This is a genomic window from Acidovorax sp. GW458-11-26-14-TSB4 (genome assembly GCF_059423865.1).
Genome location: NZ_JBWKYR010000001.1, coordinates 350,425 through 374,313 on the forward strand (window position 1 = coordinate 350,425; position 23,889 = coordinate 374,313).

Below are 23,889 nucleotides of genomic sequence, written 5' to 3' on the forward strand. Positions count from 1 at the left end.
TCAAGCGCTAGCGGCCATTTTTACTGTCAAAGACTGCGCCAGGATGCCCTTGAGCTCATCGCGCAGGGCCTGGGCCTCAGCCTGCAGGCGGGCGTAGTCAGCCAGCAGCACCTCGGGGTCGTGGCTGGTTTGTTCGCGCACATGGGGGTTCTTCTGGTCAAGGTTCCAGTTGGCGGCGCGAATGGTGTCGATGCTGACTTTCCACGCGCGCTCGTTTTCGACGCGGCCGGCAAAGCCATCGGCCTCGGTGCCCCACCAGGCCTTTTCGGCGTCGAACTCTTCGATGCGGATAGGCTTGGTCTTGTTGTAGTTCTTCACGCCCGGCGGGTACGGGTGCTCGTAGTACCAGACATCCTGAGTGGGCTGACCTTTGGTGAAAAACAGCAGGTTGGTCTTGATGCCGGTGTAGGGCGCGAACACGCCGTTGGGCAAGCGCACGATGGTGTGCAGGTTGCACTCGGTCAGCAATTGCTCTTTGATGCGGCTTTTGACGCCTTCGCCAAACAGCGTGCCATCAGGCAGCACCAACGCGGCGCGGCCGTTGACCTTGAGGATGTGCTTGATGAGCACGAGGAACAGGTCTGCCGTTTCCTTGGTGCGCACATCGGCGGGGTAGCCTTGTTCGATGCCGGGCTCTTCCACGCCGCCGAAGGGCGGGTTGGTGAGCACCACATCCACGCGGTCTGCCTGGGTGTAATCGCGCAGTGGGCGCACCAGGGTGTTGTCGTGGCGGATGTTGCTGGGCACCTCGATGCCATGCAGCAGCAGGTTGGTGACGCAAAGCATGTGCGGCATCTGCTTTTTCTCGACGCCGCGAATGCTGTTTTGCAGCACCACCTCTTGGTCGGCGTTGTTGACCTGCTTGCGCAGATGCTCGATGGCGCAGACGAGGAAGCCGCCAGTGCCGGTGGCAGGGTCCATCACGCTTTCACCGAGCTGCGGGTTGACCATATCCACCATGAACTGAGTGACGGCGCGGGGCGTGTAGAACTCACCCGCGTTGCCCGCGCTTTGCAGGTCGCGCAGGATTTTTTCGTACAGATCGTTGAACTGGTGGCGCTCGGCCTGGCGGTTGAAGTCGATGCCGTTGAGCTTGTTGACCACCTGGCGCAGCAGGTGGCCGCTTTTCATGTAGTTATAGGCGTCTTCAAACACCCCACGCACTACATAGCCGCGCGGGTTGCGTACCGGGTCGGCGTTCAGGCCCTTGAGGGCAGGGAAGAGCTGCTTGTCCACAAAGTCGAGCAGTGCTTCACCCGTCGCGCCTTCGGGGTTGGCAGCCCAGGCGCGCCAGCGGAGGTGCTCGGGGATGGGGCTTTGGTAGTGGTCGCGCGTGGTTTCGAGTTCTTCTTCGAGCGCATCAAACACCTTGAGGAACAGCAGCCAGGTGAGCTGGCTGATGCGCTGGGCGTCACCATCGACGCCGGAGTCCTGGCGCATGATGTCCTGGATGGATTTGATGACGGGGGTAAGGTTGGACATGGAATGCAGAGTCGGAAAAACCACGCTCTAGCGCCTGATGGACACGCACTAGCAGCTATCAAAAACGGAGTGTAGGGCGGCGCGCGATCACGCGGCCGGGTGCGTAGCGTACAGCTCTTGCTCCAGCGCCTGGAGCGCACTCAGGTATTGAGGGCGGCCGCCAAAGCTGCGCACCAGCTCTACAGGGCTGCCCAGGTCGGTAAAGGGCTGGAGCTTGAAGACTTCGTTGCTCTCAATGGTGGCGATGCCTTCGTCGGCGTATTTGTCGAGCAGCGCCTCCAGCACCTTGCGGGCCACAGGGCCGTATTGGGTGAAGACGTTGCGCTTTTTGACGCGCTGGGCGCGCTCGCGGCGGGTGAGTGGGGGCTGGTCGTAGGCGACGTGAAGCAGCAAATCAAACGGATCGAGGTCTTTGCCCACTTCGGCAGCCAGGGCGTCGATGAGCACGCCTTGGGACTCCAGTTCGTCCAACAGCACGGCCTTGCGGTCGGCTTGTTGCCAGGTTTGCAGAAACTGATCGAGCGATTCGTACTGCTTGCGAAGGCTGATGCGGGTGTAGTCGCGCAGGCTCTCGGTTACCAGCTTGCCCTGGGCGTTGAGGTACTGCACGCGCTCGCGGGCGACGGAGACGGTGACGTTGTTGCCCAGGGTGTATTTGCGGGGTTCTTCCATCACCGCGTGACCTCCCTCGCCAAGGATCGAGGGGGCAGGCCAGCCTTCGGGCTGACTCTCAGAAAAGCCGGGCTGAGTGGAGGTGGGAACTTCCACAGGCGGCGCAATGGGTTCGCCGGGCTGGGGTTCATACACCTGCACGGGCTCGCCATCAAAGTCCTTGTCGGCGAACAGTTCGGTGGCCCGCTTGAAATCGAGGATGGTGAACCAGCTCTTGCCCAGGTCCTCGCGCAGGCGGGTGCCGCGCCCGATGATCTGCTTGAACAGCGTCATGGACTTGATGGTCTGGTCCAGCACGATGAGCTTGCAGGTTTGTGCGTCCACGCCAGTGCTCATGAGCTTGGAGGTGACGGTAATGACTGGGTAGGTCTTCTCGGGATCGATGAAGTTGTCCAGCTCGCGTTTGCCCTCCATGTTGTCGCCGGTGATCTGCACCACATACTTAGGCTGGATGGCGCACAGGTCAGCATTGGCGTTGGAGAGCGCCTTGCGCATGCGCTCGGCATGCTCGATGTCTTCGCAGAAGACAATAGTCTTGGCGTAGCGGTCGGTGGCCTTGAGGTATTCGGTGACCTTGGCGGCCACCACGGCATCGCGCTGCTCCATGACGAGCTTGCGGTTCATGTCCGCACCGGTGTAGACGCGGTCTTCGATGAGGTGGCCAAACTTGTCGCGCATGCCCTCGGTGGGGCGCCAGCCGAAGGTGTCCTTGTCCAGGTCGACGCGCACCACCTTGTAGGGTGCAAGGTAGCCGTCTTCAATGCCTTGCTTGAGGCTGTAGGTGTAGAGCGGCGCGCCAAAGTAGTCGGTGTTGGAAACCTCTTCGGTCTCCTTGGGCGTGGCCGTCAGCCCAATCTGCGTTGCAGCGCCAAAGTAGGTGAGGATGTCGCGCCAGGCCGAGTCCTCAGCGGCGCTGCCCCGGTGGCATTCGTCCACGACGATGAGGTCGAAAAACTCGGGGCTGAACTGCTTGTAGATGTTGCGCTCTTCCTGCGCGCCCGTTACGGCCTGGTAGAGCGACAGGTAAATCTCATAGCTCTTGTCCACCTGCTTGGTGGTCTTGTTCACGGCCAGCTCCACATCGTCGACAGTGACATGACCTTGTGCATCAACGCGCTCCACGCCCTTGGCATTGGGGCTCAACTTGGCCATGGCGCCCTTGAAAGGGCGAAAGTCGTTGACCATGGTCTGGTCGATGAGGATGTTGCGGTCGGCCAGGAAGAGGATGCGCTTCTTGGCGCCACTCTTCCACAGCCGCCAGATGATCTGGAACGCGGTATAGGTCTTGCCCGTACCGGTAGCCATGACGAGCAGCGCACGGTTCTGGCCTGCGGCAATGGCCTCCACAGTGCGGTTGATGGCGTTGAGCTGGTAGTAGCGCGGCGTTTTGCTAGGGGCGTAGTCGGCTGCAGCGATCTGCTCCACCGCAGGGGGCCAGCCCTTCCAGGCGCAGTATTTGGCCCACAGCTCTGCGGGCGTGGGCAATTCATCAGGCGCTAGATTGCGCTCCAACTCGCCGCTGGAAAGCGTAGCGTCGCGGAATACAAAGCCTTCACCATTGCTGGTGAAGCTGAATGGCACACCCAGCAACTCGGCGTATTTGATGGCCTGGGGCATGCCCGCCACAACGGAATGCTTAGCGTCCTTGGCCTCCACCACAGCCAACGGCAGGTTGGGCTTGTGGAACAGCACATAGTCGGCCCGCAGTATGGCGGCCTTGTCGCGGTGCGCCGCCTGACCGCGCACCACCACACGGCCGGGGCGCAAGGTGTACTCGCGCAGGATATGGTTCTGCACGCTCCAGCCTGCCTTCTCCAAGGCTGGGGTGATGAACTTGTCGCAGATATCCGTTTCGCTCAGGTTGTTCTTGTTCATGCAGGCCCTCATTGGCGCGCTGGCTCCCTCCAGCAGCACGCACGGCGACACGCCAGGAGGTCATTATGCGCAGGCACATTATTCTTTCGAGAATATGAGACTTGGAACAAGCTTGGAATTTCCAACCTCACAACCGCCGAGCAGGCCTAACTTCTCAAAGCATGACATCTACGACGCCCGACGATATCGACGACGCCTCCCCTGGCTGGGACGCCATCTCCGCCCGCCTGGACCAGCTCTACCCCGGCCAGGAGCCCAAGCACTTTGGCACGCTGATCTCACACATGCTGGGCGGGCCGGACCCGCTGGACGGCATCAGCGCGTGGCGGCGCACGGACCCGGTGCCGCACTGGCACTTTGTCACCTATGGGCTGAGCGAGCTGTATGCCAAGGAGTCCGATGACCCGGAGGTGAGCGGCTATGGGTTTGAGCTGACCTTTCGGCTGGCCATGGAGCCGGGCGAGGTGGCGGATGCGAATGCCGAGCCGCCGGCCTGGGCGCTGAACTTTTTGCAGAACCTGGCGCGCTATGTGTTCCAGAGCGGCAATGTGTTTCGCGATGGGCACTGGATGACGGCCAATGGGCCAATTGCGCTGGACCGCGAGACGAAGATCTGCTCCATGGGCTTTGTGACCGATCCGGAGCTGGCCGGGGCCCTGGCCACGCCCCATGGGTCGCTGGAGTTTCTGCAGGTGGTGGGCCTCACGCTGGACGAGGAGCGCGCGGCCAAGCAGTGGCGCACGCGCAATCTGCTGGAGGTGCTGCTGCCGCACATGCCGCTGTGGGTGACGGACCTGGGCCGCGCTTCGTTGCTGGCCCACCCGGCGGTGAAGCAGCAGGTGGACGAGGGCCTGCGGCGCGATGGGTCGGCCAGCGGGTTTCTCTTTACCGATGTGCTGGACCTCAAGCAGGTAAAACGGCTGCTGCGCAAGCCGATCACCCAGGTCACGGTGGGTGCCCGCCAAGTGGAAGAGCTGGTGACCCTGCTGCCGCTGCGCCTGCCGTTTGGCCGCACGCTGCGGGTGGCGGGGCATGAGTGGCAGTTGCTGCTGGAGTCTGCAGGTTCCGATGGCCAGAACGGGGTGGAGTGGCAAGGCGAGGGCGAAAACGCCGTGGTGCTGCGCCTGACCGATGCCACGGTGCAGCAGTGGGCGCAGACGCTGCAGGCGCGCCAGGGCAGCTATGTGCTGCCGCTGATGCCGCAGGTGGAGTGGGTGGTGGAGAAAACGACGATCAAGGATTCGACCGGCAAGGTCGTTGAGGTGATCGGCTAACCAGCCGGCCTTCAATCATCCACGCGCCGTGGCCGATGGCTGCGCTTGCAGGCAGCCAATCGACCACGGGCGCGCCCCGCTTATTCCTGTTTCGTTTGCTTCCAGATGCGGTCGGCCCGCTCCCACGCCGCCTTGGCTGCGGGCTCGGCGTCATTCCAGTTCAGGCGGCTGTTCGCACGGTCGGTGTCCCAACGTGTCTGCAAATCGCCGCGCACGTCGTTCCAGTCACCACGCCCGTCGATCACGCTTTGGTAGCCGTGGCGGTAGGCGGGGGCATAGTCGTCGTAGGTGTACGCGTCGGAGTAGTAGGGCTCGCGGCCATGGGCGTCGCGCCAGTAGGCGTCTTCAGCCGTGGGGTTGACGGCTTCTGCCGCACCCTTGCCGGCCAGGCCGCCCACGACGGCACCGACCACGGCCCCCACAGCGGCGCCCACAGGCCCGCCGATGGAGCCGGCCGCAGCGCCGGTGACCGCACCGCCTGCCGCACCTACGCCGGTGCCGATGGGGTGGGCACCGGGTGCGCCGGTGATGGGGTCGGGGTTCAAGTCGCGTGTAGTGTCGATGTTGTCTCGGGCCATGGTGTGCTCCTGTTGGGTGGTGGTCTGGACGCGGATGTCCATTTCCGTGTCCCCATGATCCGAGGTGCACCAGCGCCTGGGCGTAGGCCAGGAACCCATTGGGGCGAAGGCGGGGCTCTGTAAGCAAGCGCAACTCGGTGCTAGAGTGTTCCGGCGATGCCCGGGCCAATACGGTATCGCCTGCGCGGGGAGCGCAGCCCTGAAAACAAAACCCGTATGGACTTGAACCGATGACCAGATACTTCCGCGCCTTCGCCCTGTTCGTTGCCACCCTGGCGCTGGTGGGCTGCGCCACCCACCCCCCAGGCTCACCGCAGGACGATGCCAAGGCCAAGCAGTTCACGCCCGCGCCGCAGAAGGCGTCGATCTACATCTACCGCAATGAGAACCTGGGCGGCCTGGCGCCGCTGACGGTCAAGGTCAACAACCAGAGCATTGGGCAGACCGGTGCGATGACATACTTTCACCTGACCGTGGAGCCAGGTGTGTACAACATCGAATCGGAGTCCGAAAACACCTCGGTCATCAGCGTCACGGCCGAGCCGGCCAAGAACTATTTTGTGTGGCAGGAGATGAAGATGGGCATCTGGGCGCCACGCACCCAGCTCAGCCAAACGGACGATGCGGCAGGCCGCAAGGGGGTGATGCAGTCCCGGCTGCTCGCGACCATCGTGCCTGTGCAACCCATGGCCGCACCAGGCGCTGCGCCGGCAGCCAACACCACGGCCGACAAGCTGCGGCAGCTGCAGAAGATGTACGAAGAAAAGCTCATCTCTGCCGACGAGTACGAGGCCAAGCGCAAGCAGATCCTGAGCGGGTTTTGAGAGCGCTTGCGGCAGCCGGCCCATTACCCGCCCATCCATGATGCAAGGGCCCGCAGCGAAGCGGGCCTTTTGCTTTTTTCAGAGCACTCTGCGCGGCGCCGCCGTGGCCACATCGCCGCTATTGGGCGTACCGGTGGATTCGATCAGCAGAATGTGCGCCTCTTCTCCACCCCTGGCGCGCGGCCGGTGCTCCACGCCCTTGGGCACCACGTAGAGCTGGCCGGGGTGCAGGGTGACCATGGCGCCGTCGGGCAGGTCGATCTCTACGGTGCCTTGCAGCACGAGGAAGAAGTCGTCGGTGTCGGGGTGGCTGTGCCACTGGTACTCGCCCGCGATCTTGGCGACCATGATGTCGTGGCCGTTGAACTCGGCCACGGTGCGCGGGGCCCAGTGGTCGGTGAACTGGGTGAGCTTGTGGGCCAGGTCGATGGCGGGGACGGGGGTGGGGGCGTGGGTGCTGGTGGTGTCAGGCATGGGGGTGGCTTTGGTTGTTGGCATTACCGCGTGGATGGGCGGGTTGGTGCCTGCAGTGTCGCCACCGGGCGCGGGGTGGTCTTGTACATTTGTCGCATGCATGCCGGGGACCCCAGTTCCTCCTCCTCTTCTTCATCTCCCTCATCGCCGCGCCCGCGCGACTGGGCCGAGATGCGGCCGCTGGCCTCGGGCGGGGTCACGCTGCTCAACGCGCATTTCACGCAGCACCGGTTCGAGCGGCACAGCCACGAGACGTATTCGATTGGCGTCACGCGTTCGGGTGTGCAGACCTTTGCGTGCCGGGGGGCGCGCCACGCCAGCCTGGCGGGCGATGTGATTCTGTTCAACCCCGATGAGCCGCACGACGGCAGCCGGGGCACGGAGGCGGGGTTTGGCTATTCCATGCTGTATGTGGATGCCACGCTGGTGCATGCGTGGATGGGCGACCGCGATGCGGCGGGTGGCAACAGCCATCACAGCATGGCCACCCGCTACTTCAAGGCGCCGCTGGTGCACGACCCAGAGGGCGCGCTGCTGCTGCAGCAGGCCGTGGCGGCGGTGGCCGAGCGGCAGGAGTCGCTGCACGGCGAGGAGCGCACCGCCGCGGCCATGGTGGCGCTGCTGGGCCGCCATGGCGAGTTGCGGCGTCCCTGGGCGGCCACCGGCCTGGATGCGGGCCGCCAGCGCATGGCCCTGGTGCGCGAGTACCTGGATGCCCACTTTGCCGACGATGTGACGGTGCAGGCCCTGGCCACGCAGGCCGGCCTGTCGCGCGCGCACCTGACGCGCGCCTTCACTGCCACCTACGGCATGGCGCCGCATGCCTACCTGAACATGGTGCGCATTCGCCAGGCCCAGGCGGCCCTGCGGCAGGGCGGGGCGCTGGCCGATGTGGCGGCGGCCTGCGGCTTTGCCGACCAAAGCCACCTGACCCGCCGCTTCAAAGGGCAGGTGGGCATGGCGCCGGCGCGCTGGCTGGCGCAAACCAGCCAACCCTGACAAACCGCGCCTTCGTCAATCGCCAAGAAGGGGGTGGGTGTTGCACCCGCCGCACAGCCCATAGGCACACGCACTTAAGTTGCTGCACCGCGCTGTAAGCAGTTGCTACCGGGTGCTAGAGTGCGCGGGCGGGTATGCCCGCCTGCGTGGGGAGCGCAGTAACCACCCAACAAAGAGTCCAACATCCATCATGCGTTTTCTGAAGAGATATTTCCGTGCGCTTGCCTTGTTCATTGCTGCGCTGGCCCTGGTGGGCTGTGCGCAGGTGCCCAGGGCCTCCGTGGACCAAGAGGCCAAGGCCAAGCAGTTCGTGCCCCAGGCCGAAACGGCTTCGCTCTACATCTTTCGCGATGAAGTGATTGGCTCGGCGATCACCATGCCGGTGAACCTCAACAACCAGAACATCGGCCACACCGGGCCCAAGAGCTTCTTCTACCTGAACGTGGCACCGGGCCGGTACACCATCGAGTCGGTCGCCGAGACCACAACCTCCTTCAGCATCGATGTGGAGGCGGCCAAGAATTACTTCGTGTGGCAAGAGATGAAGATGGGCCTGATGTCTGCACGCAGCCAACTCAGCCTGACGGATGAGGCCAGGGGACGCCAAGGGGTGCAGGGCTCCAAGATGATCGCGGTGAAGCCGGGCACGGCCTTTGCCCCTGCGGGCGGCGTGCCCACGGCCGTTGCACCTGCGCCAGTGCCGGTGGCAATGTCCGTACCGGCACCCGCATCCGCCCCGCGGCCAGCGCCGGCCCAGGCAGGTGCCACGGTGACGATGCCGTTCGTGCCCGACACCAAGCAGGGGGCCCGCGCCGCGCCGCCAGCACCAGCCGCTGCCCCCGCAGCCGCCACCGTAGCCCTGGTGAGCCCGGCCCAGCCCGCACCTGCAGCAACGGCACAAGCCGCCGCGCCCACGCCCGCCAGCAAGAAGGAATCGCGCCTGCAGTGGCTCAAGCAAATGCGCGATGCGAACCTGATCACCGCAGGCGAGTACGAGACCAAGCGCCAGCAGGTGCTGAGCGCGCCCTGATTCTGTTCACAGCAGCGGTTTGTTCGTTCAACCACTCCAGGGGCCCGCAAGGGCCTTTGGCTTTTTGGGGAAGCCGCGTTGGTTGACCGCCATGTAGGACGTTGCGCACCCGCATTGCCCGTGGCATCCGACCCCGGCGCGGGCGGGGGCGTGGTCCGATAGTCCTTTTGTAATTACAGGAGCCCAACCATGTCCGAAAAGAAAGCCAGTGTCCATTGGGAAGGTGCCGGCAAGACCGGCCAGGGCCAGGTCAGCACCGAGACCGGTGCACTGAACAAGCACCCCTATGGCTTTGGCAGCCGCTTTGGCGATGACCGCAAGGGCACCAACCCCGAGGAGATCGTGGGCGCGGCGCATGCCTCGTGCTTCACCATGGCGTTTGCCTTTGCGGCCGAAAAGGCGGGCATCGCCACCGAGGTGATTGACACCACGGCCGCGGTGCGGCTGACCAAGGAGGGCGATGGCTTTGTCATCGACCGCATCGCCCTCACGCTCAAGGCCAAGGCGCCGGGCCTGGACGACGCAGCCTTCCAGAAGCTGGCGGCCGATGCCAAGGCCAACTGCCCGCTGTCGAAGGCGCTGGCCGCGGTGCCGGAGATCACGCTCACGGCCACGCTGGTGCAGTGACCGACCGGCGCGGCGGCTTTACGCCAGCTCGCGCAGCTCCCGCCGCAAAATCTTGCCCACGCTGGACTTGGGCAGCGCATCGACCAACACGATCTGCCGGGGCACCTTGTAGGGAGTGAGCTCCCGGCGGCAGTGCTCGGCAATGTCATTTGCGCTCACGCGCACTTCGGCCATGCGCACCACATACAGGCGCAGGGCCTCGCCGGTCTTGTCGTCCGGCACGCCGATGCAGGCGCATTCGAGCACGCCGGGGCAGGCGGTGGCCACGGCCTCGACTTCGTTGGGAAAGACGTTGAAGCCCGAGACGAGGACCATGTCCTTCTTGCGGTCCACGATCTTGAGAAAGCCGCGCTCGTCCATCTGCCCCACATCCCCCGTGCGAAAGTACCCGTCTGCCGTGAAGGCGGCGGCGTTGGCCTCGGGCTTTTGCCAGTAGCCGGACATGACCTGCGGGCCCTTCACGCAGACTTCACCCGCCGCGCCCACGGGCACCGGGTGGTCGTTGTCGTCGAGCAGTTGCACATCGGTCGACGGCAAGGGCAGGCCGGTGGTGCCGGTGAACGCGCTGACGTAGGCCGGGTTGAAGGTGACGACTGGGCTGGTTTCGCTGAGCCCGTAGCCTTCGCGGATGAACTGGCCGGTGAGGGCCTGCCACCGGTCTGAGACCGAGGCGATGATGGCAGAGCCCCCGCCGCCTGCCAGACGCAGGTTGGAAAAATCGATCTCCTGGGTGCGCGGGTGCGCGGCCAGGCCTGCGTACAGGGTGTTGACGCCCATGAACACGCTGGGGCGCGCGGCCTTCATGACATCGATCAGGGCGTCGAGGTCGCGCGGGTTGGGCACCAGCCAGTTGTGCGCGCCCACCGAGAAGTAGGTGATCAGATTCACCATCAGCGCGAAGATGTGGTACAGCGGTATGGCCGTGACGATGGCCTCCTGCCCGGGGCGCAGGGCATCGGGCATGAAGGCCTTGAACTGCTCCACATTGGCCACCAGGTTGCGGTGCGTGAGCATGGCGCCCTTGGACAAACCCGTGGTGCCCCCGGTGTACTGCAGAAAGAGCAGATCGTCCCCCGCCAGCCGCAGTGGCTTGAAGGACAGGCCCGCGCCCTGTGCCAGGGCCTTGGCCAGCGCCGTGGTGGGCAGCGCCAGGCCAGCATCCACGGGCGGGCCGGGCAGCGCTGCCGGGCTCCCATCGCCAGGCTCCACGGTGATGACTCTGTGCAGGTCCACCCGGCCCTGGATGGCGGCCAGCGTGGCGGTGGCGCCCGCATAGATGACAAGGACCTTGGCGCCGGCATCGTGCAGCTGGTGCTCCAGCTCGCGTGGGGTGTACAGGGGGTTCACGTTGACCTGCACCCCGCCGGCCCGGGCGATGCCCAGCAGCACGATGGGGAAGGCCAGGAGGTTGGGGCACATCACGGCGATGCGGTCACCCTTGCGCACCTGCAGCACGTTCTGCAGGTACGCGGCGAACGCTCGGGACAGGTGGTCCACGTCGGCATAGGTCAGTGTCTGCCCCAGGCAGGTGAATGCCGGGTGGTGGGCATAGCGCAGCATGGCCACATCGAGCAGGTGCACGATGGAGCGGTGCGCGTCGGCGTTGATGTGGGCGGGGATGGTGCCGTAGCTGGCCAGCCAGGGTTGGGGGTGCATGGGTGAAGGTCTCCTTGTGCAGTGTCTTCTCATGGACAAGCGCAGCCCCGGCCCTGCGGGGCTGCGCAGGGGTCAGCGCTCAGCGCAACGCACCAGCCAGTGCGGCGAAGGCCAGGCGGTCGTAGTTGTGGGTGAACGCCGTGTTGGGGATGGGATGCGACGAGAGCTTGACCACCACCAGCTGCGCGGCCGGGTTGATGTGGATGTGCTGGCCCATCAGGCCCTTGGCCTCGAACGTGCCGTCCACGTCGTGCGGCAGCCACCAGTGGTTGTGGTACGAGTAGCCGTTGCGCATGGTCTGGCCGGCGGCCTTGAACTTCTCGGGGTCGGCGCCCTTGCGCAGCTCGGCCACGGTGGCTGCGGAGACGACCTGCTTGCCGTTGAACCGGCCATTCTGGCGCAGCATTTCGCCCAGGCGGCCCAGGTCGCGCAGCGTGGCGTTGATGCCCACGCTGGTGGACTGCGCGCCGGTGGGGTCGGCCCACACATAGCCGTCCTGCTCGGCACCCAGCGGGGCCCACAGGCGTTCGGACAGCAGGGTGGCAAAGGTCTTGCCGGTCACGCGCTGCAGGATCCAGCCGATGACCTCGGTGTCCACCGATTTGTAGTTGAAGCCCTTGCCGTGCTCGCCTTCCTTCTTCACCGTGGGCAGGTAGTCGAGCATGGCCTTGGCACCGGGATAGTTGGCGGGCGCGGGCACCAGGCCGGCGGCGATGAGGTACTGGAAGATGCCCGATTGGGGATTGGCAAAGTCCTCGGCGTATTTGGCGCCGGTGGTCATGTCCAGCGTCTGCTGCACGGTGGCGTCGGCCCAGGCGCTGCCCGCCAGCTCGGGCAGGTAGCGGGTGACGGGGGCGGCGGGGTCGATCAGGCCCTCGCGGATCAGCTCGGTGGCCAGCAGGCCGGTGAGCGACTTGCTCATGGACCACAGCACATGGGGCACGTGCGGCTGGTTGCCGACGTAGTGGCGCTCGTACACCACGCGGCCCTGGTGCATGACCAGCAGGCCGTCGGTATAGGTGGCCTTTTGCCAGTTGGCCAGCGTGGTCTTGGCGCCCTTGTCGTCGAGGAAGGGCAGGCCCTCGAGCTCGCGCGGCGCGGCCTGCAGTTCGCTCGCGGGGCCCGGGCCACGCGCAATGTTGGCGGTAGGCCCCAGCTCGCGCAGATGGTGCAGGGCCCAGCGGGCGTTGGGGTACTTGAGGATGGTGCCCAGCTGCACCTGCTTGTCGGGCGCAGGCGGAAAGCCCTGCATCAACTTGAGCGCCACGGGGTCGGTGGCGTCGGGCGGCGGCAACGCAGGCTGCGCGTGGCTGGCCTGGGCCAGGGCGAGAAGGACGGTGGCAACGGCCAGCGACAGGGCGCGGCGGGGAGGGTGCATGGTGGAGTTCTCCAGGGGAAGGAAGGGTTGGACAGGGGAGGAGGGGCGACGGGGAAAATGAAGGGGCGCGGCTTGGGCGGGAGGGGGTCGGGTCACTGCAGGGTCATTGCTGGGCCATGGCGGGCGCAGGCCCTGCGGGCGAGGGCCGGCGCCAGACCTGCGTCTTGCCGAACAGCGCGATGCCCACGTAGGCGTGCACGCGCAGCTGGTCGGTGCCGACGGAGGTGAGGGTGGCGCTGTAGGTCTTGGCGTTCTCGCGGTTGTAGATCTGGCCCTGGTGCTCGTTGGCGCTGCTTGGCCTGAAGCCCGAGAGAAGGGTCATGCCCAGGGCGGGGCGCTTGTCGGCGAACTCGCCGGCCTGGCCGGGGCCGGCCATGGAGCGGTTGGCCATGACCCGCACGACCTTGCCGCACAGGGTGGGGCTGCCGGGGGTGCAGGGGGCAATCTCCACTTCGAGGTTGCCGCTTTCGGTGATCCAGCGGCCCAGCGGGGCCCGGGGCTCTGCACCGGCCTGCTGGGCGCCGGCGGGCAGCGCGGCGGACAGCAGGGCAAGCGCGGCCAGCAGGGCGCGGGCGGTGGCAGACTGCGGTGTCATGGAAGGCGTCCTCGTGAAGTTCAGGAAGACTGCATTGGAGCCAGCGCAGGTATCGGGCATTTGTCCTGCGGGGGCCTTTTGGTGTGCAGGGATGTCGGTGCCGCGCGCCGACAAGTTGGGATACAAACCCCCTGCGGATGCCCCCGCATTGCCCGGAGAATCGGCCCCATGCAGCAACAGCACCCGCAACCCGAAGACCATGTACTGATCGTCGACGACGACGCGGGCATCCGCGAGCTGGCGGCCGAGTACCTGCGCAAGCAGGGCCTGCAGGTGAGCGTGGCGGCCGACGGGCGGCAGATGCGCGCGGTGTTGGCCAGCTCCCGCATCGACCTCCTGGTGCTGGACCTGATGCTGCCCGGCACCGATGGCATCACCTTGTGCCGCGAGCTGCGCAGCCCGGGCGCGCCGCCGCTGCCCATCATCATGCTGACCGCGCGCAGCGACGAGGCCGACCGCATCCTGGGCCTGGAGCTGGGGGCCGACGACTATGTGACCAAGCCCTTTGCCGCACGCGAGCTGCTGGCGCGCATCCACGCCGTGCTGCGGCGCACGCGCATGCTGCCGCCCAACCTGGCGGCGGCTGAGCCGGCGCGCGAGCTGGCCTTTGGCGACTGGCGGCTGGACACCACGGCGCGCCACTTGCTCGATGCCAGCGGCGCGGTGGTGGCGCTGTCGGGCGCGGAGTACCGGCTGCTGCGCGTGCTGCTGGACCACCCGCAGCGCGTGCTCACGCGCGACCAGCTGCTGCAGCTGACGCAGGGGCGCGATGCCGATGTGTTCGACCGCTCCATCGACCTGCTGGTGAGCCGCGTGCGCCAGCGCCTGGGCGACGGGGTGCGCGGCTCGCGCTATATCAAGACGGTGCGCAACGAGGGCTATGTGTTCTGCGCCGCGGTGCAGCCTCTACAGACGAACGCGGGGCCTGCCGCATGACGCGCTGGTGGCCGGGCTCGCTGTTCGGGCGCATCCTGCTGGTGCTGGCCCTGGGCCTGGCGCTGGCGCATGCGCTGACCTTCATGCTGGCGGTGACCGAGCGCAGCATGAGCATGCGCAGCGCCATGGTGGGCTACCTGGCGAGCGACGTGGCCAGCTCGGCGGCGGTGCTGGAGCGCCTGCCCGCCGATGAGCGCCCGCAATGGCTCACGCGCCTGGCGCGGCGCAACTACCGCTTCGTGCTGGCCGAGCCGCTGCCGGTGCCTGCCAGCCAGTCGGCCCTGGCGCTGCTGGTGGCAGGCGCCATGGCAGAGGCGCTACCGCCCGGCCGCACGGTGCAGGTGGTGGACCCCGGCGTGCCCGGCACCGAGCTGCGGCTGCAGCTGCGCCTGGCCGATGGCACGCCGCTGGCGGTGGACATGGACGAACCGCGGCTGCAGGTATCGCCCTGGGTGCTGGCCGCGCTGGCGCTGCAGCTGGTGGTGCTGGTGGGCCTTTGCGCCTGGGCCGTGCGCGCCGCCACGCGCCCGCTGAACGTGCTGGCCGACGCGGCCGATGCCCTGGGCCCCGCGCAGCCGGCCAACCCCATGGCCGAGGACGGCCCGCGCGAAGTGGTGCGCGCCGCCGCGGCCTTCAACCGCATGCAGCAGCGCATACAGGCGCACCTGCAGGAGCGCATGCAGATCCTGGCGGCGGTGTCGCACGACCTGCAGACGCCCATCACGCGCCTGCGGCTGCGCGCCGACCTGCTCGACGACGCGCCCCTGCGCGAGCGCCTGCATGCCGACCTGGCCGAGATGCAGTCGCTGGTGGAGGAGGGTATTGCCTACGCGCGCTCGCCCCAGGCCGTGCGCGAGCCCGCACAGCGCACGGACCTGCGCGCGCTAGTGGAGAGCATTGCCATGGACTATGCCGACGCGGGCATGCCGGTGCAGGTGCTGCACGCGGTGGACGGCATTTGCGACACGCGCCCGCAGGCGCTGCGCCGGCTGCTATGCAACCTGGTGGACAACGCGCTCAAGTTCGCGGGCAGCGCCGAGCTGGTGCTGGACCGGCAGGGGGCACAAGGCCCCTGGAGCGTGCGCGTACTGGACCATGGCCCGGGCATTCCGCAGGCCGAGCTGGCCGCCGTGCTGCAGCCCTATGTGCGGCTGGAGGACTCGCGCAACCGCGGCACCGGCGGCACGGGCCTGGGCCTGGCGATTGCGAACGAGCTGGCCCAGGCCCTGGGCGGGCGCCTGGTGCTGGGGCCGCGCGAGGACGGCGGCGAGGGGCTGGACGCGCGGGTGGAGCTGCCGGGGTAGCGCTGGAGAATAGCGCTGGTACAGTGCCCTTTCCGTGGATCGACTCGGGACAGGGAACGCCATGACAGACAGCAGCAACAGCAAGCAGCAGCAGCACATCCGCATCGGTATCGGCGGCTGGACCTTCGAGCCCTGGCGCGACAACTTCTACCCCGCCGGCCTGTCGCACGCCAGGGAGCTGCACTACGCCAGCCGCCAGCTCACGGCCATCGAGGTCAACGGCACCTACTACAGCACCTTCAAGCCGCCGACCTTTGCCAAATGGCATGGCGACACGCCCGATGGCTTCATGTTCTCGCTCAAGGCCAACCGCTTTGCGACGAATCGCCGGGTGCTGGCGGAAGCGGGTGACTCCATCACACGCTTTGTGGAGAGCGGCATCTCCGAACTCAAAAACAAGCTCGGGCCCATCGTCTGGCAGTTTATGCCGACCAAGGCGTTCGAGCCGGGGGATTTCGAGGCCTTTCTGGCGCTGCTGCCCAAGGCGGTGGATGGGCGCACGCTGCGCCATGCGCTGGATGTACGGCACGAAAGCTTTGCGACACCGGCCTTCATCGAACTGGCGCGCAAGTACGGCTGCGTTCCCGTGCACACCGATTCCGAGAAATTCCCGGCCATTGCCGATGGCGCGGCAGATTTCGCCTACCTGCGCCTGATGCGCAGCCAGGCCGAGGTGCCCACGGGCTACACGCCCGAGGCGATTGCGCAGTGGGCCCAGGGCGTGCGCACCTGGACCGGCGGCGAGCGCCCGCGCGATGTGTTCGTGTACTTCATCAACGGCGCGAAGGAACGGGCGCCGGCAGGAGCGATGGAGCTGCTCAAGCAACTCGGGCTGCGCGAATAAGCCTATACGGTTTCGCGCTGCGTGAAGCCCTGCGGCGCTTCGCCGCCATCGGGCACATTGCCCACCACCACGCGGTCCACCCGCGCCTGCGCCGGCCCCTGGTGCGCCCAGTCGATCAGGGCCTGCACGGCCTGCGGGCTGCCCCAGGCGCAGGCCTCCACCCGGCCATCGGCGCGGTTGCGCACCCAGCCCCGCACGCCCAGGCGCTCGGCGGCCTGCACCATGGACCAGCGGTAGCTCACGCCCTGCACATGGCCGGTGATGAGGAGGTGGCGGGTGGTGGTTTCTTCAGTCATAGGGGCACTGTAGCGCGGCTTGTGGGCCTTGCTCGGCGGGCGCACACTGCTGCCCATGAGCAGCGCTCCACGCAAGGCCCTTCCCGCCATCGACATCGACCGCTGCACCGGCTGCGGCTGGTGCATAGGCGTGTGCCCGCCGCACGTGCTGTCGCTGCAGGTGCAGGGGCCGCAGAGCTGGGGGCCCAAGCGCTCTACCCTGCACGACGAGGCGGGCTGCACGGGCTGCGCGCTGTGTGCGGTGCGCTGCCCTTTCGACGCGATACGCATGGTGCGCATCGACCTACCACAGACCACGCACGGCATTGCGAAAAAAGACGCGCAATGAAACGCGCAAAATGGGTCGCACTATCTGAAGAAAGCCTTTTCAAGTCATAGACTTGGGAATGTTTTTTAAGTCGCAACTTTTTCCGCCATACAGGCATCCATCGCAGATGCAACCGCTGCTGCCCGCAGCACGCCGATTGGAACCTTTGCTGGAGCAGGCGCATGGGTTGGTCCGCAGCGCAGACCGGCTGTCGGGCCTGTGCCAGCCCGGCGCCCTGGGGGGGCTGCGCGGATTGCTGCGGGCCATGAACGCGTACTACGCGCAAAAGTTCGAGGGTCTGCAAAAAATGCAGCCGCTGGAGATCGAGCAGGCCCTGCGCGGCGACCGGGCTGCCGATGCGGAAAAGGCCGGGCGCCAGCGGATGGCGCTGGCGCACATGGCCACCGAGGCCCAGCTGGAAATGCGGTGGCCCGCGTGGGACACCAAAACGGTGTGGTCGCCCCAGATGGTGTGCGACATCCACCAGGACGTGTATGCGCGCCTGCCCGAGGCGGACCTCGCCTTGAAAGGCGGCGCCACGCTGCGGCCCGGTGCGCTGCAAACCGGGCCGGCAAAAGTACGAGCGTTGCTGGAGCAGTGGGGAAATTTCTACGGCGGCGTTCGCCAGGTCGATATGCAGGTGCTGGCGATGGCCGCCTCGCACCAGCGCCTGCTGGGGATCCAGCCGTTCCGCGAGGGCAATGGCCGCGTGGCCGGGCTGCACACCCATCTGGTGCTGGGGCACCTGGGCCTGACCAATGGCCTGTGGTCGCCGTTGCGCGGGTTCGCGCGCAGCCAGGAGGCCTACCGCGCGCACCTGGCAGCGGCGAACGAGCCGCGCGGCCTGGAGAAGTGGATGGGTTATGTGCTGGCCCAGTGCCTGGAGCAGGTGCAGCTGATGACCAGCCTGCTGGCACCGCAGGACATGCAGGACCGCATCGCGGCCTGCCTGGGTTTCGAGGCGCATGTGGTGCGGCTGGGGGTGCGCACCGAATCGCTGCGCGCACTGCACTACCTGTTCGTGACACAGGGCATGCTGGACCGCCGGGACTTCAAGGCCATGCTGGGGCTTGGCGACCGCATGGCCACCACGCAGATCAGCGCGCTGCTGCAGCGCGGCCTGCTGGAGAGCGATTCGCCGCACGGCAGGCTGCGCTTTGGCGTGCCGCAGCATGCGCTGCGCTTTTACTTTCCAAGGCTGTGGCCCGAGGCGGAGCGGGAGGCTTGACGCCACCCGCAGCGAATCCGCTACACTGACAGGCATGTCGTACACCCTGATCCACACCGCACGTGCTGCCGCCGCCCCCATGGGCGCCTGCATGATGCTGCCTGCGTTCTCGCGGGCAATGGGTGCACGAATGATTACCACCATTACCACCGCGGCCACCTGAGCACGCGCAGGTGGCCGTTCCGGCAGCCACCTGGTGATCGCTCTCTCCCTTCCCCCTCGGAATGAACGAATGAAACCCAGCTCTGGCAGCTGGGTTTTTGTTTTGTTCGTCAGTCCGTCGTCAAGGAAGTCCTATGTACCGCGATCCCGTCCAGTCCCTTCAGCCCGCACAGCACAGCAGCATCGCCACGACCATGGCCATGCCTGCTGCCACCCGCCCCCTGCGCGTGGGCATGATCGGCATTGGCACCGTGGGTGCGGGCACCTTCCGCGTGCTGGCGCGCAACCAGGCCACCATAGCAGGGCGCGCGGGGCGCGGCATCGAGGTGGTGGTGGTCGCGGCGCGAAACCTGGCACGCGCCGCCGGCGTGGTGGGCACGGGTGTGGCGCTGACCAACGACCCCATGCAGGTGGCCACCCACCCCGAGGTGGACGTGGTGGTCGAGGCCGCGGGCGGCACCGGCCCGGCGCGCGAGTGGCTGCTGGCGGCCATGGCGGCGGGCAAGCATGTAGTGACCGCCAACAAGGCATTGCTGGCCGTGCATGGCAACGAGCTGTTCGCCGCGGCGCGCCAGCACGGCGTGGCGCTGGCCTACGAGGGCGCGGTGGCCGTGAGCATCCCCATCATCAAGGCGCTGCGCGAGGGCCTCACGGCCAACCGCATCGAGTGGGTGGCGGGCATCATCAACGGCACCACCAATTTCATCCTGACCAAGATGCGCGACGAGGGCCTGGGCTTTGCCGAGGCCCTGGCGCAGGCCCAGGCCCTGGGCTATGCCGAGGCGGACCCGGCCTTCGACATCGAGGGGGTGGATGCGGCGCACAAGATCACGCTGCTGGCGGCCAATGCGTTTGGCATGCCGGTGCGCTTTGCCGACGCGCAGGTGGAAGGCATCACCGCGCTGCAGGGGCTGGACGTGGCCTGTGCCGAGCAACTGGGCTGCCGCATCAAGCTGCTCGGTGTGGCGCGAAAACGGGCCGATGGAATTGAACTGCGCGTGCAGCCCGCGCTGGTGCCGGCCACGCACCTGCTGGCGCATGTGAATGGGTCGATGAACGGCATCCTGGTCAAGGGCGATGCGGCCGGAGTGACCATGTACTACGGCGCGGGCGCGGGCTCTGAGCAGACCGCCTCGGCCGTGATCGCCGACCTAGTGGACGTGGCCCGGCTCGATGGTACGAACGCGGCGCAGCGCGTGCCGCACCTGGGCTTTCACGCCCATGCGGTGGACGAGGCACTGGCCGTGCTGCCACGCGCCGCCGTGCACACGCGCCACTACCTGCGTGTGCCCGTGCATGCAGCGCAGGACATCGAGGCCGTGGGCGCCTGGCTGGCCGCGCAGCATGTGCCGGTGGCGCAGGTGGCGCTGGCAAGCGAAAGGAGCCTGCCCCCCGGCAGCGGCGCCCAGGTACTGGTGCTGACCGATGCCGTCGCCCAGGCCACGGTGGACCTGGCTGTGCATGCGCTGGCCGCCCACAAGGCCGTCGCAGGGCCGGTGACGTCGCTGCGCGTGGAAATGCTGGAGGCCTGAGTCTTCAGGCAGGCGCGCCTGGTGCTCCTTGCCGCACCAGTGCCGCCATGTCCAGCGCGGCGGGCGTGCCCTCGGCCGTGAGGCCGGCCACCACGCCGGCGCGGTCTATCTCGGTGCGGTTCTGGCTGACCTTCCACACGCCCTCCCAGCGCTCCACTGCGAGCTCGATGCCGACAATGGCGCGCATCATCTGCTCAATGTAGGCCGAGGGGGCATCGTCCAGGCGCCAGGGCTCGGGGCGGTGCGCTTCATGCGCCTCGCTCAGCGTGTGCAGTATGGCGCGCAGCGTGGCCGGGTCGTCCTTGAGCGCGGTGAGCGTGCCGTGGGCGTGCACCGTGGCGTAGTTCCAGGTCGGCACCTGCTTGCCGTCGATGGCCTTGGAGGGGTACCAGGTGGGCGAGATGTACGCCTGCGGCCCGTGGAAGATGGCCACCGCCGTCTGCGGCAGCAGCGGCCACACGCTGTTGGCACGTGCCACATGGCCGACCAGCGTGCCGTGCTCGCCGCGCGTGGGGTCGAGGTACAGCGGCACGTGGTTGGCGTGCAGCGCGCCTTCGTGCGTGATGACCAGCGTGGCCAGGGGCTGGGCACGCACCAGGGACTGCAGCACGGCGGCATCGGCCACGCGGAACTGGCGGTTGGCATTGGCCATGGCTCAGCCCCCTTCGGTCAGTTGCAGCACGGGCGCGCAGTCGATCTGCGTCTTGACCGAATTGGCCAAAAAGCACGATGCATGGGCCTTGTGGTGCAGCTCGTCGAGCTGCTCGGCACTGGGCGCGTGCACAGGGTCGAAGCGCGTCACGGGCTTCAACTGCACATGCGTCACGACCAGCTGGCCCGCCGCGTTCTTGGCCATGGTGCCCACCGCCGCGTCGCTGTAGCTGTCGAGCCGGTAGCCTGCGCGGCTCGCGAAGTCCATGAACCACAGCATGTGGCAGCTCGACAGCGCGGCGACGTAAGCCTCCTCGGGGTCGACCGCGGCCGCGTCGGAGTAGGGCACGGGCACGACGTGGGGCGAGGACGATGCGGCCACGGTGGCGCCGCCGTCGAACTGCCAGGTGTGGGCGCGGTGGTAGCGCTTGTCGAGGAAATCGTCGCTGCCGCGTTGCCAGGTGATGGTGGCGAGGTGCTCTGCCATGGTGAAGAACTTTCGTGGGCTTACCTACAATGGTTCCTCAGTTTATGCTGCTGCAGCCAGATCGAAGGAGCCAATTCGTGCCTGCCGCCAGAGCCAATTCCACCACCGCCACGCTGCGCCAGCAGGTGTACGAGCGCCTGCGCGGCGCCATCGAGCAGGGCAGCCTGCGCGCGGGCACGCGGCTGCCGCCCTCGCGCGAACATGCCGCGGCACTGGGCGTGTCGCGCAACACCGTTCTGTGGGCCGTGCAGCGCCTGCAGGCCGAAGGCTATGTGGAGGCACGCGTGGGCGATGGCACCTATGTGTCGCAGGCGGTCGGGGGCGCCACCACCCGCACCCAGCAGCAGTTGGTGGCGCCGCCCAGGGGCCTGTCGCGTCGGGGCCAGCTTATCGCCGACACGGCGGCGCGCTGGAACCCGCCGGTGGCGGTGGCGCGGGCCTTCCGCATGGGCGCGCCCGAGGTGGACACGTTTCCCTACGCCGTGTGGGACCGCCTGGCACGCCAGGCCGGCCCCGGCCAGCGTGCGGCGCGCGCCCAGTACCTGGACCCGGCCGGCGACCCGCAACTGCGCGAGGCGGTGGCGCAGTGGCTGTGGGCCTCGCGCGGCATCCGCTGCGATGCGGCGCAGGTGGTGGTGTGTTCGGGCTCGCAGCAGGCCATCGACCTGATCGCGCGGCTGCTGCTGGACGTAGGCGACGAGGTGCTGGTGGAAGACCCGGGCTACCCCGGCATCCGCGCGGCCCTGCTGGGCCACGGCGTGCTGGCCCGCCCCATGGCGATGGACGGCGAGGGCGCCTGCATCGCCGAGGCCACGCAGCGCTGGCCCGGCGCGCACATGGCAGTGGTGACGCCCACGCACCAGTACCCCACCGGCGTGCGCATGGGCCTGGCGCGGCGCCAGGCGCTGCTGCAGTGGGCGCGCACGCACGATGCCTGGGTGGTGGAGGACGACTACGACGGCGAGTTCCAGTACGGCGCGCAGCGCGTGCCGGCGCTGTGCAGCCTGCCGGGGTCGGAGCGGGTGCTGTACGTGGGCACGTTCTCGAAAACGCTGCACCCTGGCCTGCGCTTGGGCTTCATCGTGGCGCCGCCGGCGCTGGTGCAGCCGTTTGCCATGGCCCGCGCCATCACCGACCGGCATGCGCCCGGCGATGCGCAGGCGGTGCTGGCGCAGTTCATTGCCGAGGGCCACCTGCTGCGCCACCTGCGCCAGATGCGCGAGCTGTACCAGGCGCGCCAGCAGGCCCTGCGCGATGCGCTGGCCGATGCCAGCGACGGCGCCCTGCAGCTGGCCGCCAGCGACCGCGGCATGCACCTGCTGTGCGAGCGCGCGCCAGGCAGCGACGACGAGGCGCTGTGCCGCCAGGCCCAGGCGGCGGGGGTGATGCTGGCGCCGCTGTCGCGCTATGTGATGGTGTCGGAGCGGCGCGGCTGGCTGTTCGGCTATGCTGGCTTCGACATTGCCGAGATCACGGCGGCGGCGCGGATTGTGGGCCAGCTGGCCCGGCGCCTGCCGCGCGGCTGATCACCCGGTTCGGTTCACTCCGCGCTTTTCCACCAGCTTTGCGACAGGGCGGGGTTTCGGATGTCCAGGCGCTCACCCATCACCGGTGCCACCAGGGGCACGTTGGCGGCCGCAGCCAGCTGGGTGATGCGGTCGAAAGGCTCGTGCCAGGGGTGCATGGCCAGGTCGAAGGTGCCGTTGTGGATGGGCATCATGTGGTGGCCACGCACGTCGCGGTGGGCCTGCAGGCTTTCCTCGGGCTGCATGTGCACGTCGGGCCACTGGGCATCGTAGGCACCGGTCTCGACCATGGTCAGGTCGAAGGGGCCGTAGCGCTCGCCGATGGCCTTGAAGCCGTCGAAGTAGCCGGTGTCGCCGCTGAAGAAGATGCGCGTGTCGCCAGCCATGATGACCCACGAGGCCCACAGCGTGGCGTTGCCGTCCGACAGGGTGCGGCCCGAGAAATGCTGGGCCGGGGTGGCGACGAACTTCACGCCGCCCACGCTGGTGCCCTGCCACCAGTCGAACTGCTGCACCTTGGCAGCCGGCACGCCCCAGGCGATGAGGCGGTCGCCCACGCCCAGGGGGGTGAGGAAATGCTCGACCTTGGGCGCGAGCTTCTGGATGGCGTCGAAGTCGAGGTGGTCGTAGTGGTCGTGCGAGAGCACCACGCCGGTGATGGGTGGCAGCTCGTCGATGGTGAGCGGCGGCGCATGGAAGCGCTTGGGGCCCGCGAACTGGAAGGGCGAGGCGCGCTCGGAGAACACCGGGTCGGTGAGCCAGAACTTGCCGTCGAGCTTGAGCAGCATGGTCGAATGGCCCAGGCGCCACAGGCTCTGGTCGGGCGCGGCCAGCACGTCGGCCTGGGTCAGCGGCTTGACCTCGATGGGCTTGGTAGGCACCGTGTTGGCGGGCTTTTCGGTGGCAAAGCGCCAGAAGATGGCCACGGTCTTGAGGAAGCCCGGGGCTTGGCGCGGCACGGCGTTGCGGAACTTGCCGTCCTGGTACTGGGGCGAAGCCTCGTACGAGCCCGAGGGCAGGGTGGCACAGGAAATGATGCTGTAGGCCATGGCGGTGATTGCGGTGAGGAGGAGGAATATGCGGGGCACGCGGCGGAACATGGAGACTGCCTTTTCTGAAAAGTGCACTGCACAGTGTAGTGTTGTTTCTGAA

General features: G+C 67.3%; 23 protein-coding genes and 1 pseudogene. 13 read left to right on the forward strand and 11 right to left on the reverse strand.

Annotated elements, in window-relative coordinates; translation table 11 throughout:
* Together AC07X5_RS01635 and hsdR are read right to left on the reverse strand one after the other, a co-directional pair.
* A complete protein-coding gene (locus tag AC07X5_RS01635; protein ID WP_494768806.1) occupies nucleotides 1-1,482 on the reverse strand; it encodes a type I restriction-modification system subunit M in 1,482 nt (493 codons plus the stop codon).
* A gap of 87 nt (nucleotides 1,483-1,569) precedes the next feature.
* Nucleotides 1,570-4,029, reverse strand: a complete 2,460-nt coding sequence (gene hsdR, locus AC07X5_RS01640) for an EcoAI/FtnUII family type I restriction enzme subunit R (protein ID WP_494768807.1) — start codon at nucleotides 4,027-4,029, stop codon at nucleotides 1,570-1,572.
* Between the two features lie 161 nt (nucleotides 4,030-4,190).
* Here hsdR and AC07X5_RS01645 point away from each other — a divergent pair, with 161 nt between their 5' ends.
* On the forward strand, nucleotides 4,191-5,303 hold the full coding sequence (locus tag AC07X5_RS01645) for a suppressor of fused domain protein (RefSeq protein WP_494768808.1): 1,113 nt from the start codon (nucleotides 4,191-4,193) through the stop codon (nucleotides 5,301-5,303).
* Between the two features lie 253 nt (nucleotides 5,304-5,556).
* Here AC07X5_RS01645 and AC07X5_RS01650 read toward each other — a convergent pair.
* A pseudogene (locus AC07X5_RS01650) lies at nucleotides 5,557-5,881 on the reverse strand (hypothetical protein); the annotation flags it as partial.
* A gap of 230 nt (nucleotides 5,882-6,111) precedes the next feature.
* On the opposite strand from AC07X5_RS01650, the gene AC07X5_RS01655 reads away from it, so the two are divergent.
* Nucleotides 6,112-6,705 (forward strand): DUF2846 domain-containing protein, encoded by a 594-nt coding sequence (locus AC07X5_RS01655; RefSeq protein WP_494768809.1) that lies wholly within the window; start codon nucleotides 6,112-6,114, stop codon nucleotides 6,703-6,705.
* 78 nt (nucleotides 6,706-6,783) lie between these two features.
* On the opposite strand, the gene AC07X5_RS01660 is transcribed toward AC07X5_RS01655, so the two are convergent.
* Nucleotides 6,784-7,179, reverse strand: coding sequence for a cupin domain-containing protein (locus AC07X5_RS01660; protein ID WP_494768810.1), 396 nt, complete (start codon nucleotides 7,177-7,179; stop codon nucleotides 6,784-6,786).
* 96 nt (nucleotides 7,180-7,275) lie between these two features.
* On the opposite strand from AC07X5_RS01660, the gene AC07X5_RS01665 reads away from it, so the two are divergent.
* The 3 genes from AC07X5_RS01665 to AC07X5_RS01675 all read left to right on the forward strand — a co-directional run bounded on the left by AC07X5_RS01665 (nucleotide 7,276) and on the right by AC07X5_RS01675 (nucleotide 9,835).
* Entirely contained in the window at nucleotides 7,276-8,178 is a 903-nt protein-coding gene (locus tag AC07X5_RS01665) for an AraC family transcriptional regulator (protein ID WP_494768811.1), read from the forward strand.
* Between the two features lie 190 nt (nucleotides 8,179-8,368).
* The gene (locus tag AC07X5_RS01670) at nucleotides 8,369-9,208 is read left to right on the forward strand and encodes a DUF2846 domain-containing protein (protein WP_494768812.1); all 840 of its coding nucleotides are present in this window, start codon (nucleotides 8,369-8,371) and stop codon (nucleotides 9,206-9,208) included.
* A gap of 189 nt (nucleotides 9,209-9,397) precedes the next feature.
* Nucleotides 9,398-9,835, forward strand: a complete 438-nt coding sequence (locus AC07X5_RS01675; RefSeq protein WP_494768813.1) for an OsmC family protein — start codon at nucleotides 9,398-9,400, stop codon at nucleotides 9,833-9,835.
* 18 nt (nucleotides 9,836-9,853) lie between these two features.
* Here the strand turns inward: AC07X5_RS01675 and AC07X5_RS01680 are convergent, their stop codons facing one another.
* The 3 genes from AC07X5_RS01680 to AC07X5_RS01690 all read right to left on the reverse strand — a co-directional run bounded on the left by AC07X5_RS01680 (nucleotide 9,854) and on the right by AC07X5_RS01690 (nucleotide 13,464).
* Nucleotides 9,854-11,491, reverse strand: a complete 1,638-nt coding sequence (locus tag AC07X5_RS01680) for an AMP-binding protein (RefSeq protein ID WP_494768814.1) — start codon at nucleotides 11,489-11,491, stop codon at nucleotides 9,854-9,856.
* Between the two features lie 79 nt (nucleotides 11,492-11,570).
* Entirely contained in the window at nucleotides 11,571-12,869 is a 1,299-nt protein-coding gene (locus AC07X5_RS01685) for a serine hydrolase domain-containing protein (protein ID WP_494768815.1), read from the reverse strand.
* A 103-nt stretch (nucleotides 12,870-12,972) separates the two neighbouring features.
* The gene (locus tag AC07X5_RS01690; protein WP_494768816.1) at nucleotides 12,973-13,464 is read right to left on the reverse strand and encodes a DUF2147 domain-containing protein; all 492 of its coding nucleotides are present in this window, start codon (nucleotides 13,462-13,464) and stop codon (nucleotides 12,973-12,975) included.
* Nucleotides 13,465-13,632: 168 nt separating this feature from the next.
* Here AC07X5_RS01690 and AC07X5_RS01695 point away from each other — a divergent pair, with 168 nt between their 5' ends.
* The 3 genes from AC07X5_RS01695 to AC07X5_RS01705 all read left to right on the forward strand — a co-directional run bounded on the left by AC07X5_RS01695 (nucleotide 13,633) and on the right by AC07X5_RS01705 (nucleotide 16,548).
* Entirely contained in the window at nucleotides 13,633-14,400 is a 768-nt protein-coding gene (locus AC07X5_RS01695) for a response regulator (RefSeq protein WP_494768817.1), read from the forward strand.
* On the forward strand, nucleotides 14,397-15,704 hold the full coding sequence (locus tag AC07X5_RS01700; protein ID WP_494768818.1) for an ATP-binding protein: 1,308 nt from the start codon (nucleotides 14,397-14,399) through the stop codon (nucleotides 15,702-15,704). Before AC07X5_RS01695 ends, AC07X5_RS01700 begins: the two co-directional genes overlap by 4 nt.
* A 61-nt stretch (nucleotides 15,705-15,765) precedes the next feature.
* Complete coding sequence (locus tag AC07X5_RS01705; protein WP_494768819.1) at nucleotides 15,766-16,548, forward strand: DUF72 domain-containing protein; 783 nt, start codon at nucleotides 15,766-15,768, stop codon at nucleotides 16,546-16,548.
* A 2-nt stretch (nucleotides 16,549-16,550) separates the two neighbouring features.
* On the opposite strand, the gene AC07X5_RS01710 is transcribed toward AC07X5_RS01705, so the two are convergent.
* Nucleotides 16,551-16,844, reverse strand: a complete 294-nt coding sequence (locus tag AC07X5_RS01710; RefSeq protein ID WP_409954729.1) for an acylphosphatase — start codon at nucleotides 16,842-16,844, stop codon at nucleotides 16,551-16,553.
* 55 nt (nucleotides 16,845-16,899) lie between these two features.
* Between AC07X5_RS01710 and AC07X5_RS01715 the strand changes: the two genes are divergently transcribed.
* The 4 genes from AC07X5_RS01715 to AC07X5_RS01730 all read left to right on the forward strand — a co-directional run bounded on the left by AC07X5_RS01715 (nucleotide 16,900) and on the right by AC07X5_RS01730 (nucleotide 20,073).
* Nucleotides 16,900-17,172, forward strand: a complete 273-nt coding sequence (locus AC07X5_RS01715; protein WP_494768820.1) for an ATP-binding protein — start codon at nucleotides 16,900-16,902, stop codon at nucleotides 17,170-17,172.
* Between the two features lie 166 nt (nucleotides 17,173-17,338).
* Nucleotides 17,339-18,379, forward strand: a complete 1,041-nt coding sequence (locus AC07X5_RS01720) for a Fic family protein (RefSeq protein WP_494768821.1) — start codon at nucleotides 17,339-17,341, stop codon at nucleotides 18,377-18,379.
* 34 nt (nucleotides 18,380-18,413) lie between these two features.
* Nucleotides 18,414-18,542: a hypothetical protein gene (locus tag AC07X5_RS01725; protein ID WP_409954726.1), complete on the forward strand. Its 129-nt coding sequence runs from the start codon at nucleotides 18,414-18,416 to the stop codon at nucleotides 18,540-18,542.
* Between the two features lie 133 nt (nucleotides 18,543-18,675).
* On the forward strand, nucleotides 18,676-20,073 hold the full coding sequence (locus tag AC07X5_RS01730) for a homoserine dehydrogenase (protein WP_494768822.1): 1,398 nt from the start codon (nucleotides 18,676-18,678) through the stop codon (nucleotides 20,071-20,073).
* A gap of 4 nt (nucleotides 20,074-20,077) precedes the next feature.
* Here AC07X5_RS01730 and AC07X5_RS01735 read toward each other — a convergent pair whose 3' ends face one another.
* Both AC07X5_RS01735 and AC07X5_RS01740 read right to left on the reverse strand, forming a co-directional pair.
* Nucleotides 20,078-20,725, reverse strand: a complete 648-nt coding sequence (locus tag AC07X5_RS01735; RefSeq protein WP_494768823.1) for an FMN-binding negative transcriptional regulator — start codon at nucleotides 20,723-20,725, stop codon at nucleotides 20,078-20,080.
* Between the two features lie 3 nt (nucleotides 20,726-20,728).
* Nucleotides 20,729-21,211 carry an OsmC family protein gene (locus AC07X5_RS01740; protein WP_494768824.1) on the reverse strand — a complete coding sequence of 161 codons (483 nt, stop codon included), beginning with the start codon at nucleotides 21,209-21,211 and terminating at the stop codon, nucleotides 20,729-20,731.
* A 77-nt stretch (nucleotides 21,212-21,288) separates the two neighbouring features.
* Between AC07X5_RS01740 and pdxR the strand changes: the two genes are divergently transcribed.
* Nucleotides 21,289-22,737: a MocR-like pyridoxine biosynthesis transcription factor PdxR gene (gene pdxR / locus AC07X5_RS01745; RefSeq protein ID WP_494768825.1), complete on the forward strand. Its 1,449-nt coding sequence runs from the start codon at nucleotides 21,289-21,291 to the stop codon at nucleotides 22,735-22,737.
* A 14-nt stretch (nucleotides 22,738-22,751) separates the two neighbouring features.
* On the opposite strand, the gene AC07X5_RS01750 is transcribed toward pdxR, so the two are convergent.
* Nucleotides 22,752-23,786: an MBL fold metallo-hydrolase gene (locus AC07X5_RS01750; protein ID WP_494768826.1), complete on the reverse strand. Its 1,035-nt coding sequence runs from the start codon at nucleotides 23,784-23,786 to the stop codon at nucleotides 22,752-22,754.
* Nucleotides 23,787-23,889: the final 103 nt, after the last annotated feature.